The following is a 15715-nucleotide window of genomic DNA, read 5'->3' as shown; positions in this document are numbered from 1 at the left end:
CAGCAGAAAGACAGAACAGCACCCAAAATGGCAAAAACCACGAACTCTGGGGCATCAAGCCCCCCACAGCAGTAAAATCAAAGAGAATAGCCGTCATGCAGCAAAACGCCAACCTTTTCAAGAAGAAAGTCCCCGCGCTCTCAACGCACGCTGTCCCCTCGAAAGCCAAAGCGCTCTCCATAATCACAGCCAAAGGATAACACCAGCAATGCCCCCGCAAGAACATACCCCCAACAAAAACAACCCTCATGAAAGATCAAAACGCTTTGCTCCCGCAAAAGCAAGCCGAAGGATAACGCCCATCATGCAGCAAACCAAGAACAATGCCAAACAAGCAGGAAGATGCCGCCCCCTTCAACAACCACTCCAAGCGAACAACTCCACTCGCCACGCCAGCAGAAACAAAACAGAAGTAGGTGGCAAGAATGCCATACGATACCAGCCCCCGGCAAAACACCCACCCTGTCTCCCGGCGGCGTGCAGCACCCCTATAAAGAAAAACCAAAACGACAGCAAAAAGGCAGAACAGCACCAAAATGGCAAAAACCACGAACTCTGGGGCATCAAGCCCCCCACAGCAGTAAAATCAAAGAGAATAGCCGTCATACAGCAAAACGCCTATCCTTTCAAGAAGCAAATCCACGTGCTAGCAATACACGTTCTCCTCCCACACACCCTCCTCGCATAGCCCCCGCACAAATTCTCGCATCCCCCACATCAACAACTCGCATAAATCCATGACAGCACCAACAGAAAACCACTCCCCTTTTGGAAAACTTTTCCTCACGCAAAAGAGCAGCAACTAATCCTCGACAAGCGTACAGCATCCAGCTGCACAATCGTATTTTTTGCCTGCCCATTTCTTTGCCTGAAAGAAGCGCATTGACAATTTTTAAGGAGATGACATGAACTATCAAGATCATAGAAAAAACGCCACACCAACTTTTGCTCCCGCTCTCTGTGGTGAAGAGCAACCCCACATTGGTCACTTAAAGACAAAAGAAATCGTGATTGAAACGAACAATCCTTATTTTCAGCCCAATCATCCAGAAAGCGCTAGTAACCCACGCACCATCAAAGCCATTGCCAATGCAAAGAGCCGTCCCATTGCGCTTTTATACGCTAAAGGGCATCTGAGCAAAGCACAATATCAAGCAGCAGAACGTTTTTATGTTTATTGGCGTCAAAGTCAAGCGGACCTGCATATGAGTCCTGACTACACGCGTGAAAAGGTTTCCTATAGCCAGAGTTACACACACCCCATTGAGCGCCAAATAGAAGCATCCAATCATTTACAAAAGATCAAAGTTCTTCTTGGTGTTCTTGGCTATTCTCTTTTAGAAAAGGTTATAGGTTACGGTCAAGCGATCAAAGAGTTAAACCCCTCAAAACGCAAACAAAACTCCCTTGCGGATCATTTACGAGATTGTTTAGAGCTCCTCGCATGCCATTGGGGCTATACAAACGGTAAAGACTCAAAATAAAGCTCTGCGCCTCTCCCTCCCTCCACCTTTTTCTCTGCACCTCTCGGTTCTCTTCACCCCATTCTCTGTACTTTTTCTCTATCTCCCCTTATCATTCCCCACTTTTTCCCTTCTCTCCAATCTCTTCCCCTCCACAGGAAACCAATCCACAAAAAGCCAAGCACCAAAAACACCGAACCAACAACCAATACCCTCCAAAACAACAGCCAGTTATCTAAAAACTAAAAGAGAGCAAACCCTTAACACACATGACAGCTCATCCTTTCACCCTATTCCGTCCACTCCCCCTTCCCATCCATCAGCAATCAATGCGACCGGCAGCCAACCATCCAAAACACCAACGCATCAGCAATAATCCCATCCTTCCATCACCCTTCACCCCAATTATCACAAGCCACTTTTCGCCTCACCTTTTCAAAAATTCTCAGCCTATTCTTTATAGTATACTGATAAGAATACGATTTATGCATGACCCTTCTACTTTACGTTTTTACACATTTACTCTTTACCATTTTTACGATTTTATAAATTCACAGAAAGCAGGAAAAAACTTCTGATAAAAAGACCATAACAACAATTCGAGACCCCCTTGAATAGAATAAAATACTTTTACAATTCACTCTACCGATCCACCCCATTCTCTACGCTCTCCCCCCTACACCACCATCATCCCCCACTTTTTCCCTTTTCTTCAATCTCTTCTCTTCCACCCGCAACCAGCATGCGGAGAAGCCCTCCAAATATCACCCCCTCCCACAACAGCCGCTCCCTCTTAGGTAACCACTGGTTATCCAATAGCCAGAAGAGACATAGTTTAGCACATTCTACACCTTATCCTTCCACTCCACTCTCTACGCTCTCCCCCCTACACCACCATCATCCCCCAGCACCCAACACAACGTCCCATAGGGTTTCAACAAGGCGCCCCCCACAGGAATAAAACAATCAGATGGCAAAAAAACAAAAAGCACTTACACTGGACCAGTGCAATCATTGACTAAAGAAAATTGTACGCAAGATCATTAAGGTTCATAGTAAAAAAAAGATGTCCATTTTAATTGCAAAATTTACTAGAAATATTGCTCCATAAAAATATTGACTCTCTCTATTATGAACAAAGACCTCCTCGATTACTAAAGGAAAAAACTTAATTAAAGTATTTTCTGTAACAAATGACACATAATCAAAAAACAGAAATCCAGCATCTTAGCTTCTGATTTTTGATTAAGGAATTGCAAAACCAAACAGCCTTATAATTCGTCAAAAGTTAAACGGTACCAAGTATTATTCATAGACAATTGCCAAAACAACATGGACAAAATGGATTTTAAAAACAGCAAAGAAGAGCAAAACCAACATTGTCCGGTATGAAAAAACGCCTCTCACAAACAACCCATCTTACCATATGTCACAACCTGATGAAGAACCATCCCATGCTGCCCCACCTCTTTATTCTAAGCCTTATCCCATTCTCCAGCCTCTTCTCCTCCACCAGCAGCCAAAGCATAAGCCTTCAGTCATCCCAAAACTGCCTTACCAACAACCAACACCTCCCAAACAACCACCAATGATTTAAAAACCAAGAGAGACATAGCTTTAGCGCATTCTACACCTTATCCTTTCACCCCACTCTCTAATCTCTTCTCCTGCCGCACCGGATTATTATCGCCCTCTCTTCTTCCTTTTTTCTAATCTCTTCTCTCCCCCAGCGATCAATGCGACCAGCAGTCAACCATCCCAAACAACCTCAGCAGCATCCAGCGCATCTTTCCACGACCCCTCAACCCAATCATCACAGCCGCTTTTCCCTTCACCCTTTCAACAACCTGCAGTCTATTCTTTATATTTCATTGATGAGAACACGTATCACGCACACTTTTTATTGTTTTACGTATTTACGTTTTATCGTTTTTACGCTTTTACAAATTCACAAAAAGAAAGAAGACAACAAATATTATAATAAATTTTTCTTGAGTGTTTTTTATTCTATTTATATTCTGTAACACCGGTATTTGAAAAATACGCACCTTATAAAGCGCCTTATCACCCGGTCAAAAGTGATCAGACAGCAGCAGTGAGATTCGCCATTTTTTTCAGCTCTCTATCCATCTACCCTTCAATATACGCAATCACTTTCACTGTTGTGCAGAAGTAAGTAAATTTTCGCAGCTTTATTGTTCTTATCAAAATTCTATTCCGACAAATAAAAAATCTTTATTATCTTTATGATAAGGATCACTCTCTCCTCGTGTCTCTTACACTCTAAGTGCTTCTTTTATTAAGATAAATTGAATATATTGAAAAAACAAATTAATAAAGAATAAAGAAATAAAACAACAATTATTATAATAAATTTTTCTTGAGTGTTTTTTATTCTATTTATATTCTGCAACACCGGTATTTGAAAAATACGCACCTTATAAAGCGCCTTATCACCCGATCAAAAAGTGATCAGACAGCAGCACTAAAATTCACCAATTGCTGTAGATTTTTCAGCATGCTGCCTCCACTGACCTTCTCTTTCTCTCCTCAAGCCTCATCATAGAATCACCGCACAGAAGCAAGACACAAAACAGCCAAAACAGAGACATACGCCGTTAATATGAGAGACAAAAAGAATCAAAGTTTCTTACTTTTTCAACTTTTTATAAGAAAATTGATCATATTTCCACAGGATATCCACAACTGGGTGGAATAACCTGAAACCCCACACAAATTGTCCGCCTCCAACCTCCATAAAATCTCTCCTCCTGTAAAAAAGAGACCACCAGAAAGAGAGATACAGCCCACAAAAACCAGACACATTCCGAGCAAGACCATGCCTCCACAGCAGATTCTTAATCGGCACAGATTACAGCTGAAATCTCTAGGATTTTCGGAGTTTTATGGATATTGCGCTTTTCAATAACCCCTTCAACATGGGATGAAAAAAGCACTGATCAATAGTTTTTTGTATCATCCCTTTTCCTATAAGTTTTTAGTAATATTTTTTTCACTTTACACATTTAATAAAACAATATTTGAAATAAATTATGAAATATAAAAGAACAGATTTTGGTTAAATAGATTTTAATTTTATTATTTTTTACAAGTGTTGTATTTTTACTATGGTAATTTAAACACAATTTGCATATTTTACATTTTGATATTTATTTATAATGAATAAATATAGGAGAAAATGATGAATATTAAATACTTTTTTATGGTAGGAGCAATTACTAGTAGTTTAGCTCTTGCTATGCAAGAAAAGGATTATATGATTAATGAACGACAAGCCCATATTACTAGTCCTTATACTGTTCCTGGCAGCGATTTACAGCTCATTGATCTCATAAATATTGATTTAAGTAAATAAAATATTTTAAAAAAACATTAATAGAAAAGAAAAAATGAATATAAATCTTCTTTATCCAAACAGAAAAAACCTCTTTTATACGCCAGCTGGATTTTTGCATTCTGTTCTTTTATTTTTAATAGATACAATTTTTGAGATGTATTAATGAACAATAAATAAAAAACAAAGAATTCTATATATAGTATAATGTCTTACCAATTATCCGCGATTTATTACAAAAAATACTGAAAAGGCTCAAGAAAAGACTGAGCCTTTTTAAAAGGATTTTCTTTTTAACAAAAACTCTCTTGTGCTTAAGCTTTGACATCTCTTTGCTATTGTATTCTCTTTTCTGCCCAATAAAGCAAGAGACTTTTCTTGAAAGAGTGGAGAATAGGAAATTGGATCACAACAGTTGTCTTCTCCTGTTTCAACAGTTCTCTCTCACTGTGTAAACGCAAGCCATTTTGAGTCGAATTTTAAATCTTTTTTAAAAGTTTTATTGTTATTCTTCATTTTTCTTAAAATATTTGAGAAAATCTTGAGCGCATAAGTATAAAAAGAGTTTTTTTATTTTCTTCAATAAGGAACTGTTTTGAGCCATCACTTTTATATCCAATAAATTTTAACCGTCCTTTATAGTGAGAATATCGTAGAGATAATCTTTCCATTGACCTTACTCATGACTCACTCTGTACATAATGAAGTCTTTGTCTCTTAATTCCTACCTTTTCTCCTCAACGACTTTTTTATAGAAAGCTCTATTTTTATGATACAAATTTGGGTCTCTGGCTTTAAAGACCGATAAACTCTCTACTATATTTTCGAGAAACAAATCGACTGCCATCTTTTCAAGCAAACGGTCAATAAATTGTTTTCCCTTTGCCACTTTTTGAGCCAACACCAAAGCACGTTCAAAAGCGCATAAAAAAGAGTTTTTTATTTTATTCAAGGTGGATTTTTCTATTCCTGTATCAAAAATGTTCTTCTCTAAATCAAGTTGACCAGCTTCTATCAAGCTTTTGCTGTAAGAGAGCAAAGTCTCAACACCACAAAGCGATGCAAGAACAACAAGATGACACAGAGAATAAAATAATTTTTTTTATCTTTGATTTTTATCTTTGACCAAATTTTGCTTTTCGCAAGGTCGAGTGTAATATTGACAGCACAGCAAAGCAATTTGTAAAAATCTCTCATCGTCCATTCGAGAGCTCTCTCAACTCCCTGCTTAAACGCCCAACACACACTCTTTTTTCGAAAATTTCCAATCCTTTTGCCTCAAAATCCAACAAAAAAACCAGCAATTTTTTTTAGTATTGAAAGAATAGGAAAATTTCACCAGCCGCAGCACACACGCCATCTGGAATGAAAAAACCGCAATCAAATGACAGACAATCTTTAGTGGCTGATTTTATCATAGAGAAAGTGCACTGTGCGCTCTGGTAAAGAAGAGGTTTCAAATGATCCCCTTTTCCATCGATTTCCACCAACACCCCCAGATTTTTAAAAGTTCTGTTGCACTTTCCATAGTCAGAACTGTATCATCGTCATAGACTTTTTCTTGCTCTTTTTCTCTTTGCTATTTCCTTCATCGGCTTCAGCTTTATCATGATTTTTTCTCCCTCATGAAATCCTCACATGCTATATTATTTTCTTTCAGCATTCTTTTCTCACATCGCAAAACACTGAAATGCATGCTTTGAAAAAGATAAGCAGCCTTAACGAAAAAGCGAAAGCGCATAAAAGAAAAAGACACATGGGCAAAGCTTTAAAATGCTTTGCTCCTCCTCAATCACAATATACGATAACATCCGTTTCTATGCGATAACATCCGTTTCTCTTACTGCTGAGTTTCTTCTTTTAAATGTTGAATGATTTTTTTCAACTTACCCCTCACAATGATGCAGGATACCAAAATGATTGGTAGAAAGAACAGAACACAGTCAACAATCCATACGAGCAGCTCTCATATGAGAAAGGAAAAGAAATCTTCTCCCCCCATTATCTGCTACCCTAAGAAAACACTGATCGGAAAAGTTATCATAACCATGGAGAGGAAGAATATTTTTTATAGTCTTTTTTGCAAGAACCAAAGCTTCTTGCAACGATGACACCATCGCTTAATCAAACCCATCGCTTAATCAAACATTGAGTCGGACTTCATCTTGCTTTTCTTTCTTTGATATTTTCTCGAAGCGCACTTTTGTGTTCTTTCAGCACTCTTTTGAGCGCTTTTTTACTTGAAAATACATTCTCACCCGCTTGAATACAGAATAATAAAGAAGCAAAATAAACAGAGTAATGAAAACAGCACAGATTGCCGCAAACAGAATTCCTATGATAAGTAAGACTAAAAGATTACTGCTCATTTTCCCCTACCACCCTTTAGAGAGCTGCTCTTTTAGACGGTTTGTTTCGTCTTGTTTACAGATTGCTTCTTCCAGTTTTGAGATATTTTTTTCAACAGATACCCCACTATGATGCGAAGCCCGAAGATGATCGGTATAGAGAGAAAGACATATACCATTACGACGCCCTGTAATGCGAAGACAGTATCAAGAGTGTCTTTTTGCCACTCTGTCAGCTTCCACTCTAAGAAAATTGGTATAAAGAGAGCCACTCTGCACAGCACAATGATCACAGAAAGACCGAAGATGACTTTATAATCTCTGCTTGAAAGACACACCTGTTCAAATGAAAAAAAGCGCGTTTTTTTATCCAATGCCCAATTTTTCTCCTTCATTTTTTCCCCTTTTTCTCATGAAAACTTAAGATATTTCAAAAGCCCCGCACACTCCAAGCGGTCTGTTTGCTTTTTCATTCCTTTTCTTAGACAACTGAAACCACCCTCTCATATCACGCAGATGAAAGAAACGGTGCAAAAGCGACTTAAAAAAACACCAACAAGAAAGAAGCGCCTCTACCACCAAAATCCTCTGCCTTTCCTACCTACAGCTCTTTTTTTTCGCCCTCTTTCTCTCCCGTGAGACGTCAAGCATTACCCCCCCCACTCTATGAGGGAGACGAGCGTGCTTCCTTACTGAGCCTAAAGAGGGTCGCGCGCAAGAGCATGCCCCTTATAACATTCACAGACACCACCACGAAATGGGCATGAATATGCAGACAGACTAAAATAAGCAAATGAAGTAGCAACCCAATAGCGTTCTGTTCTGTGCTGAAGAGCGTGCCCCCCATAAAGGATGAGAAACAACAAAAGCATGAAGCAATGCGTAATCTGCATTGCCTGCGAAGAGTATGCCGTAGATATTTTAAAAACTGTAAAGTAGAACTAAAAATACGAGCAAGGCCGGGAGACTGTTTTTTTACCTTTACGCCTTTTGATATTATCTCTAAATGAAGTTACCTGTTTTAGAAATTGCCTCAACAGAAATACGCAAGTACCCTTGCTCCTATTTGGCAGACAAAAGCAGAAATACCCGAAAAAACATTAGCCTTAATCTTTCCCTCAAACATTTGGTTATACTAGCTTTGAATCCTGCTTGACAGGCAACAACAAAAACACGCGCACTCTTAAGTAAAAAACGTCACACCCCCCCCCTCATAGACCGGCAATGTTTTGAAAAAATATCTCAGCTTTTTATAAGACACCTTGCAAAACAAAAACCATAACACATCTGGCTTTGCGTCTTTTTATCCTCACAACAGTTCGTACATATTTCTTATATTTGTGAAGATTAGATTGACGATAATCTATGGACAATCCCTGCTTAAGAATAAACAATACACGTATTTACAAATGCAAATTCACCCATAAGAAAAACAGCTCATCTCAATAAAAAAGCAAACAGCATGACATCTTATAATTTTAGAATAAGCGCATAGTACGATCGTTTTTTTAACAATAAAGATGAAGAAGTCAAATGAATTTATATTCTATAAAGGATAGATATAAAAAAATAAAGACGCGTAAAAAAGCAAACAGCATCCTTAGAGAATTTCATCATGAATCTTGTCATTATATTGTAAATCGGGATTTTATTTGAAAAGATAAGCCATTTTGTGGTATGATTTGTGGTATGATAAGAGAGGGATGAAATTTATTTTTGCCGATCTCCAAAGATGTTATCTGTTAAACAAAGGATAAAGTGCCTTCAAAAGAGGATAAAGAAAGAGACTAAACGAAAGAGAGAGGCTAAGCAAAATACTATCTCTGAGGTCTTTTCTCACTATCACCAACGGCAGAATCTAAAAAGAAGCCCTGAAATAAGAGCAATGACTCCTAGAGCAGAGTTTAAAGGCTTATGCGAAGTTTTTTTACACAAAAGTCCATAAAAACAATTTGTAAAAAACAGAAGGGCATTTTTTTACGGTTTTTCATCTACTCTCACATTGCACACATCACATCTGGCACACCCACTTTGGTAAAAATTTTTTTCCAGAAGCAAAGCACAGGTTCCAAAATAATGAAAACAAGCAAATAATCAGTGAGAAAGAGCAAATTCAAAGAAGGGCGTGAAAAAATGTGCAACAGAAATTATTTTGTGACACTTTCAAGAAATGTTATCTTTTATTTATTGTCCTTGTTTTGAAAGGTGAACGACAATTTTAAAAGCGTTGCTTTCATTGTCTCTCCCACCACCAATAGCTCCCTCAATATTTAAGCTTCCTCATAAATGAGTATAACTCTAAAGAGTTTTTCCCACACTGTCCTTATCAGTAAGAGGATTTTTTTAATTCAAAAGGTAGGTTCATGAAAACAGGTAAAAAACGTGGTAGACCTAGAATAACAGGCAAGCCAAGAGAACCCAATGGTCGTATTTCACGTGCAAAAAGACCAGATAAGGCTGTTCCACAAACTACGATTGAAATGCGTGCAAAACACTTTGGTTTAAGCATAGAAGAAGCAAAAAACCCACTTTCGATTTCCTATATTGGAAGACTTTGTATGCTTGGTAAGAAACAAGCTGGCTCAGGCATCAGTGAAGAGCAATATGATACGGCGCAAAAATATCTTCAAATCAGAAATGACTATTTATGCGCAAAAGGTTTACCGAGTGGTTATTATGATAACTTTACACATGCATTATTTGACGAAAAGGCCAAAAAACAATGGGTTTGCAGAGCAACCGATCACTATGAAGAAATGCAAGAAGTGATCAGAGAAGCCCAACAACGACATCGTCAACATAACTTTCATGCGGCATTACAATATCTTGTTGTAGAAGATCAACCGCTTCCCTCTCTCGTCTGTTCACTGCGTCTTATTCTTGACGCCCTTCACAAACATTTTGAGGGTTAAACAAAGAATGACCATTCGCTAAAAAGCGCCCACCCATACCACAACAATTTGCTGCCACAACAATCTAGTGCTTGCTGCCACAACAATCTAGTGCATATTGAAGCCTTCATGTTTTTCTATGATGGAGCATCATCATATGTGTTTGAGAAAGGTGCATTTTCGGAGCATGAAGAGCGCAAAATCTATTGCCAAACTGCCACGTGAGAGCTTGAAACATACCAAGATGTGAGTAAGCAAGACGATTTGCCTCTATCTATTTCCGTTATCTCTAAAACAAAGACAGCCTCAATTACCGAATATATAAAACCTTACAGATAAAAACTAATACCCATCTTTACTCTCTACCTTTTCATTCGGCATGACCGATTTCAAAGGCATCCATAGCAATTTTTAAAATAATAGAGAGTGCACATGCACCTCACCACTTTTGTTTTTCACAGTCTTGAATAAGGTTATGCCCTTCAGGCAAAAAGAACGCCATTATGTTGCACATTCACCCACTTGTTTTAAAGAAATATCCATCAGCCCCCCTCTCCATTTCAGGATGACAGCTATGATAGTGTCACAATAAAACCATTATACACAACCCTCTTCTTGCTCATAAAGATGCAAACTGGCACTCTCATTGTCTCTGCCTCATGCTCTCTGCGAGCTCAAAATGTTTCCCACAACCTTTGATACTTAAGATGAGAATCCTTTTGACTGCTTTCGTGAAAAGTTTCATTTTTTACACCACCGCCGCCCCCGTGACATGCGTAGGAGTTTTTTTTGATTATGAATGCAAGAGCTGAGATAAAAGGATCTTAATGTATACAGGTTTTTTTATTCAAATTGAAAAAAGAGGAATAATCTTTATAAATCAATATGGTGACAAAAAAATTGTTATCCCATCAACACTCCCTTCCAAAAGCGAAAATTAAAAATCGGCTCAACAACGCCCCCACCAGAGGCAAGCCACACAAGCCAACCATCAGTCTCAGCGGAAAACTCTCCCTCCTCTTTTGTACACCCCTAGACCCACTTCTCAAAGCCATGCTCTCTGTCATTCTTCACCCCAATAAAAAACAACCAACAAAACCTCTATCAGAAAACATCTCACCAGAAGTCTCTCCACCGATACCTAGCACTACAGAAACAATCGAAAAACGGCTCATCAGTATCAAGCCTCATAGCCCCCATGCATCAAACTCACCGGAAAAATCTCTCCTCTTTTGTACACCCCTAGACCCACTTTCCAAGCCATGCTCTCTGTCATTCTTCACCGTAATGAAAAACAATCAACAAAACCTCTATCAGAAAACATCTCACCAGAAACCCCTCTACCGATACTCAGCACTACAAGAACAACAACCCAAAACACCTCATCGATATCAAGTCTCACCAGCACACCCTGCACCAGCCTCCAAACTCACCAGCACACCACTTTCCCCTTTTGCCCCCCCCTTCATCCCACTTCTCCAAGCTATTCCCCAGAGCCTGCCTCTCACCTCATCCACTCATCTCTAGCAAAAGCTGTTCCATCAGCAATGAACCACAAAAAACAGCTGCAACACCAACGCCACCACAAAAAGAAACCATACTATCAAACCATTCTCAGCAATTCTTCCCCCTCAATACAACACATCCCCTCTAAAATTCTCAAAGTGATCATGAATATAAGAAAAAATATCGCCCTTAAAATTGCCTTTCAGCGCTTTGTAAGGATGACCTAGAAAACGAGATAAATTTAAAAAGGATAGATTTTTATCTCAGAAGATAAAAGAAAAAAACTCGTGATAAGGCTGGATTTTTAACGACTTTACGCAATCTCTCTTTTTTTCTTTTATCGCCAATATAAGGTCAAAATGCTAACTATCTCATATCAAGGGAACGGAGAAAGACTATCTGGTTCCTGTCAAGGAAAAGCAAATTTGTCTTATATTCGATGAGGAGGTTTCTATTTTGATTTCCCCATACTCCAAGCCAACCACTACACCCACAGGCTGTTGACCGACAAGCCCTTCCAGCACTCATACTTGAATGCACTTTACCTCATTCTCCCTGGCACTTTGCTTTATCAGCAGCTCTCCTTATAAGCCGCCACACTATACAAGAAAACAACCCCCAAAGACACACAAAATTTCGTGACTTAATTTTTATTTTTGCAAAATTTCATTTCCTTTTTATTGCTAAAAGGCGAGAAAATTCAATTGAAAAGATACCCTTCAGCTTTGCTTTACTCAGAGCATTATGCAGAGCATTTTTTTACACACCAACACTTCAAAACCCTCAAAATCTTTCCACTGATACAGTGCTAAAAAAACAACAATAAAAAATCACTAATAACTATCAACCTCAGTGGCAAAACATCTCCCCCCTCTTCTTTTGCACAGTCTTTACTCTGCTTTCCAAACCATTGTTCCTCCCACTCTTCACCGTAATGAAAAACAACCCAAAAAGCGTCTCATCGATATCAAGTCTCACCAGCATCCCATTCACTAGCCTCCAACCTCACCAGCAAACTCTCTCCCCTTTTGCCTACCCCTCATCCCACTCTTCAAGCCATGCTCTCTCTCACTCTTCAGCGCTATCTCTCTCACTCTTTAGCGCTAAGAAAATAAACAAATAATCTCCACAGCAGAAAAAAACGCACAAACCAATCACTTCACTAATAGCCATTCACATTAAGCAAACGCACTAAAAAGCTAGGTTATAAACTGAAGAAAGACGAAAAAAGAGTTCTTGTTCGTATCCCCCAAAAACTTCCGATTGAAACGGCATACTTTAACAGCGGAGTGATGAAAATAAAAAACACAAATCTCAATTTTTCTGTTGACAATAAAGAGAAAATCGTATTTAATGACGTATGCGGGATTGGTTTTTTTGTATCTATTTTTTACCGTATTTTCTGCAGTTTCATTATCTTTATAAGATCTCTTTTCTGTTCTATTCTTGAAAGGCAAGAGCGGTTCAGTGTGAGAGGATGTTTTTTTGCTGTACTTTGTAGAGCGCATTTTTTGCACCAAAGGCACTAGAAACCACTTCCTCAGAAATCTCTCCACCGACACCTAGCACCACAAAAACAACAATAAAAAATCACTCACAACCATCAACCTCACCAGCAAACACTCTCCTTTTGCACACCCCTCAGCCCACTTCTCAAAGCCATGCTCTCTGTCATTCTTCAGCGTAATGAAAAACAATCAACAAAACCTCTATCAGAAAACATCTCACCAGAAGTCTCTCCACCGATACCTAGCACTACAAGAAACAATCGAAAAACGGCTCATCAGTATCAAGCCTCATAGCCCCCATGCATCAACCTCACCGGAAAAATCTCTCCTCTTTTGTACACCCCTAGACCCACTTTCCAAGCCATGCTCTCTGTCATTCTTCAGCGTAATGAAAAACAACCAACACCACCAGACACAAGCCAACCATCAACCTCACCAGCAAACACTCTCCTTTTGCACGCCCCTTAGCCCACTTCTCAAAGCCATGCTCTCTGTCATTCTTCACCGTAATGAAAAACAATCAACACCACCAGACACAAGCCAACCATCAACCTCACCGGAAAAATCTCTCCTCTTTTGTATACCCCTAGACCCACTTTCCAAGCCATGCTCTCTGTCATTCTTCAGCGTAATGAAAAACAACCAACAAAACCTCTATCAGAAAACATCTCACCAGAAACCCCTCTACCGATACTCAGCACTACAAGAACAACAACCCAAAGCACCTCATCGATATCAAGTCTCACCAGCATCCCATTCACCAGCCTCCAACCTCCCTGGAAAACCACTCCTGCCTCTTTTGCAAACTTTTTGTTCCACTAAATTATTCCTCAAGCTAATCCCTCATCCGCCCCTCTCTACCCAAAGCGTTCCATCAGCAATGAACTAACAATCTGGTGGTTTAATCTTTGCGAAAGCTCATGTCTCTTCTGTTTTTACCAAGACGAGAAAAATGCAATTTGAGAATATGTCATGCTGCTCTGCCTTGCGCAGAGCTTTTTTAATGGAGAAGTTTATGCGAAAAATATCAAAAGAAGGACTTGCGCTGATTAAACAATGGGAAGGTCTGCGTTTGAATGCCTATCAAGATTCTGTTGGTGTATGGACTATTGGTTATGGCCATACCAATAGTGCTGGAAAACCTTTTGTTCGCAAAGGCATGGCAATCACTGAAAAGCAAGCTGAAGAACTTCTCTGTCAAGATTTGCAACAATTTGAAAATGCTGTTGAGCAAGCTGTCACTGTTTCTTTAACAGATGAACAATTCGCAGCCTTAGTGTCGTTTTGTTATAATGTAGGAACAACAGCTTTTTGCAACTCGACACTTTTAAAAAAACTCAATAACGGTAATTATGCAGCAGTCCCAACCGAATTACAGAAATGGACCAAAGCAGGAGGCAAACGTCTTCAAGGTCTCGTCAATAGACGTGCAGCAGAAACAGGATTATGGGCAAAACACTCTTATGTTTCTTCCAACACTCAAAAAGTGCAAACAAAAGAGGCAACAGGTCTTTTCAAAGCAGAAGCATTTGCACCAATTATAGGCTCCCTTTCAGGACTTGGAGGTTTGTTAGCAGCCAATGGTCCGCTCCAATGGGCATTGGCAACAGTGATGATTATAGCCGCCTGTGCTGGAATCTTTTTTGTTGCAAAACGCTTTCAGGAGCATCGTCTATGATCTGGTGGCTGAAAAAAAATCTGATGGTAACAGGAGCGGTTTTAACCGCTTTTTTTATGGCTTTAGCAAAAGCTTTTACGCTCGGCAAGAAGATTGAGCAGCAAAAGCAAACAGAACAAACTCTAAAGTCAGCAACAACACGGCTTGAGATAGAAAATGAAGTTAACAAAAAAAGTGATGCTGATGTGCGTGCTGAACTCTCTAACTGGCTGCGCGATAAATAAGCACCCTCCCTGTGAAGGATGGTTGCCCATTTACTTAGAGAGAAAAGATCTCAATGTCATCAGTGCAAACCTAGCAAGAGAGATCTTAAAACATAACAAGCAGGGTGAGAACTTGTGTGGTTGGAAACATGGCTAGAAAAAAAACTGAAAAAACGACAGAACTCACGGAAGCAGAAAAAGAAATGCTTCACGAAATAATCCTTACTTATCAGAGTGTGAAAATGATGTCTCGCTTTATGAAGTGGATAGCATTTTTTCTCTTTTTATTAATTCTTGATTTTGCACGCCTCATGGACGCAATAGAAAATATTTTTGCACATTTAAAGCAGTTACTCATCTCCAAAAAGTAAAGCACAAAATGACTCTCCCACTCTGTGTTGCAAGAGAGAGTAAAAAATCCTTGTTAAAAAGATCCATAAAGCTTAATCACGCTCTTATCTCTGCTCCCCATCACTACATCATGCTCACTAAATCACTTTTTTCAGTTCTCGCCTCACTCTGCAGTATAACTTCACTCGCATGATAAAAAAGTCATAAAGTGCCAACATCGGAATAATGGATAAAAGCCCCATTATCATTGAAAAAAAGCCATGCACAGCAAGCAATGTGACAAAATGACTGGTCACTGTTTCCCCCTCTAGCATTTTGTCCCTCTAGCATTTTGTCCCTCTGGCATTTTGTCCCAGGGACTTTTGCTCCATGGCATTTTGCAGAGTCCTCGCCTCATCTCATTACCGGATTA

The 15715-nt window shown here is 39.2% G+C and carries 15 protein-coding genes; 8 read left to right on the top strand and 7 right to left on the bottom strand.

The features are described from left to right. Positions 1-200 (top strand): hypothetical protein (locus BN200_RS09460; RefSeq protein ID WP_034988758.1); only part of this gene is annotated, 200 nt, incomplete at its 5' end. A 56-nt stretch (positions 201-256) separates the two neighbouring features. Here BN200_RS09460 and BN200_RS04110 read toward each other — a convergent pair. Together BN200_RS04110 and BN200_RS04105 are read right to left on the bottom strand one after the other, a co-directional pair. Further along, positions 257-550: a hypothetical protein gene (locus BN200_RS04110; protein ID WP_019221228.1), complete on the bottom strand. Its 294-nt coding sequence runs from the start codon at positions 548-550 to the stop codon at positions 257-259. A gap of 76 nt (positions 551-626) precedes the next feature. After that, positions 627-923 (bottom strand): hypothetical protein, encoded by a 297-nt coding sequence (locus BN200_RS04105; protein WP_154645975.1) that lies wholly within the window; start codon positions 921-923, stop codon positions 627-629. Between BN200_RS04105 and BN200_RS04100 the strand changes: the two genes are divergently transcribed. The 3 genes from BN200_RS04100 to BN200_RS09170 all read left to right on the top strand — a co-directional run bounded on the left by BN200_RS04100 (position 906) and on the right by BN200_RS09170 (position 4839). Continuing rightward, on the top strand, positions 906-1484 hold the full coding sequence (locus tag BN200_RS04100; protein WP_019221226.1) for a hypothetical protein: 579 nt from the start codon (positions 906-908) through the stop codon (positions 1482-1484). The genes BN200_RS04105 and BN200_RS04100 overlap by 18 nt on opposite strands. Before the next feature lie 1405 nt (positions 1485-2889). After that, entirely contained in the window at positions 2890-3060 is a 171-nt protein-coding gene (locus tag BN200_RS09175) for a hypothetical protein (protein ID WP_019221224.1), read from the top strand. 1602 nt (positions 3061-4662) lie between these two features. After that, positions 4663-4839, top strand: a complete 177-nt coding sequence (locus BN200_RS09170) for a hypothetical protein (RefSeq protein ID WP_195886757.1) — start codon at positions 4663-4665, stop codon at positions 4837-4839. A gap of 703 nt (positions 4840-5542) precedes the next feature. On the opposite strand, the gene BN200_RS04090 is transcribed toward BN200_RS09170, so the two are convergent. The 3 genes from BN200_RS04090 to BN200_RS09165 form a co-directional block, all read right to left on the bottom strand. Next, positions 5543-5857 (bottom strand): hypothetical protein, encoded by a 315-nt coding sequence (locus tag BN200_RS04090; protein WP_154645974.1) that lies wholly within the window; start codon positions 5855-5857, stop codon positions 5543-5545. Between the two features lie 1362 nt (positions 5858-7219). Continuing rightward, the gene (locus tag BN200_RS04080; RefSeq protein WP_244426863.1) at positions 7220-7561 is read right to left on the bottom strand and encodes a hypothetical protein; all 342 of its coding nucleotides are present in this window, start codon (positions 7559-7561) and stop codon (positions 7220-7222) included. Between the two features lie 303 nt (positions 7562-7864). Further along, positions 7865-8038 carry a hypothetical protein gene (locus BN200_RS09165; protein WP_019221215.1) on the bottom strand — a complete coding sequence of 58 codons (174 nt, stop codon included), beginning with the start codon at positions 8036-8038 and terminating at the stop codon, positions 7865-7867. Positions 8039-9529: 1491 nt separating this feature from the next. On the opposite strand from BN200_RS09165, the gene BN200_RS04070 reads away from it, so the two are divergent. Next, on the top strand, positions 9530-10078 hold the full coding sequence (locus BN200_RS04070) for a hypothetical protein (protein ID WP_019221212.1): 549 nt from the start codon (positions 9530-9532) through the stop codon (positions 10076-10078). Positions 10079-11336: 1258 nt separating this feature from the next. Here BN200_RS04070 and BN200_RS09895 read toward each other — a convergent pair. Both BN200_RS09895 and BN200_RS09160 read right to left on the bottom strand, forming a co-directional pair. Then, positions 11337-11459, bottom strand: coding sequence for a hypothetical protein (locus tag BN200_RS09895; protein ID WP_280109554.1), 123 nt, complete (start codon positions 11457-11459; stop codon positions 11337-11339). Positions 11460-13694: 2235 nt separating this feature from the next. Then, positions 13695-13832: a hypothetical protein gene (locus BN200_RS09160; RefSeq protein ID WP_154645973.1), complete on the bottom strand. Its 138-nt coding sequence runs from the start codon at positions 13830-13832 to the stop codon at positions 13695-13697. Positions 13833-14086: 254 nt separating this feature from the next. Here BN200_RS09160 and BN200_RS04060 point away from each other — a divergent pair, with 254 nt between their 5' ends. The 3 genes from BN200_RS04060 to BN200_RS04045 all read left to right on the top strand — a co-directional run bounded on the left by BN200_RS04060 (position 14087) and on the right by BN200_RS04045 (position 15323). Further along, a complete protein-coding gene (locus BN200_RS04060) occupies positions 14087-14749 on the top strand; it encodes a lysozyme (RefSeq protein WP_019221201.1) in 663 nt (220 codons plus the stop codon). Next, positions 14746-14973 (top strand): hypothetical protein, encoded by a 228-nt coding sequence (locus tag BN200_RS04055; RefSeq protein ID WP_019221200.1) that lies wholly within the window; start codon positions 14746-14748, stop codon positions 14971-14973. The genes BN200_RS04060 and BN200_RS04055 overlap by 4 nt, the downstream gene beginning before the upstream one ends. 128 nt (positions 14974-15101) lie before the next feature. Beyond that, positions 15102-15323 carry a hypothetical protein gene (locus tag BN200_RS04045; RefSeq protein ID WP_195886755.1) on the top strand — a complete coding sequence of 74 codons (222 nt, stop codon included), beginning with the start codon at positions 15102-15104 and terminating at the stop codon, positions 15321-15323. Positions 15324-15715 lie beyond the last annotated feature (392 nt).

The sequence above is a fragment of the Bartonella senegalensis OS02 genome (assembly GCF_000312545.1).
In the GTDB taxonomy this organism is placed as follows: domain Bacteria; phylum Pseudomonadota; class Alphaproteobacteria; order Rhizobiales; family Rhizobiaceae; genus Bartonella; species Bartonella senegalensis.
Note: the sequence above shows the minus strand (reverse complement) of the source record. Positions and strands in the feature narration are given on the sequence as shown.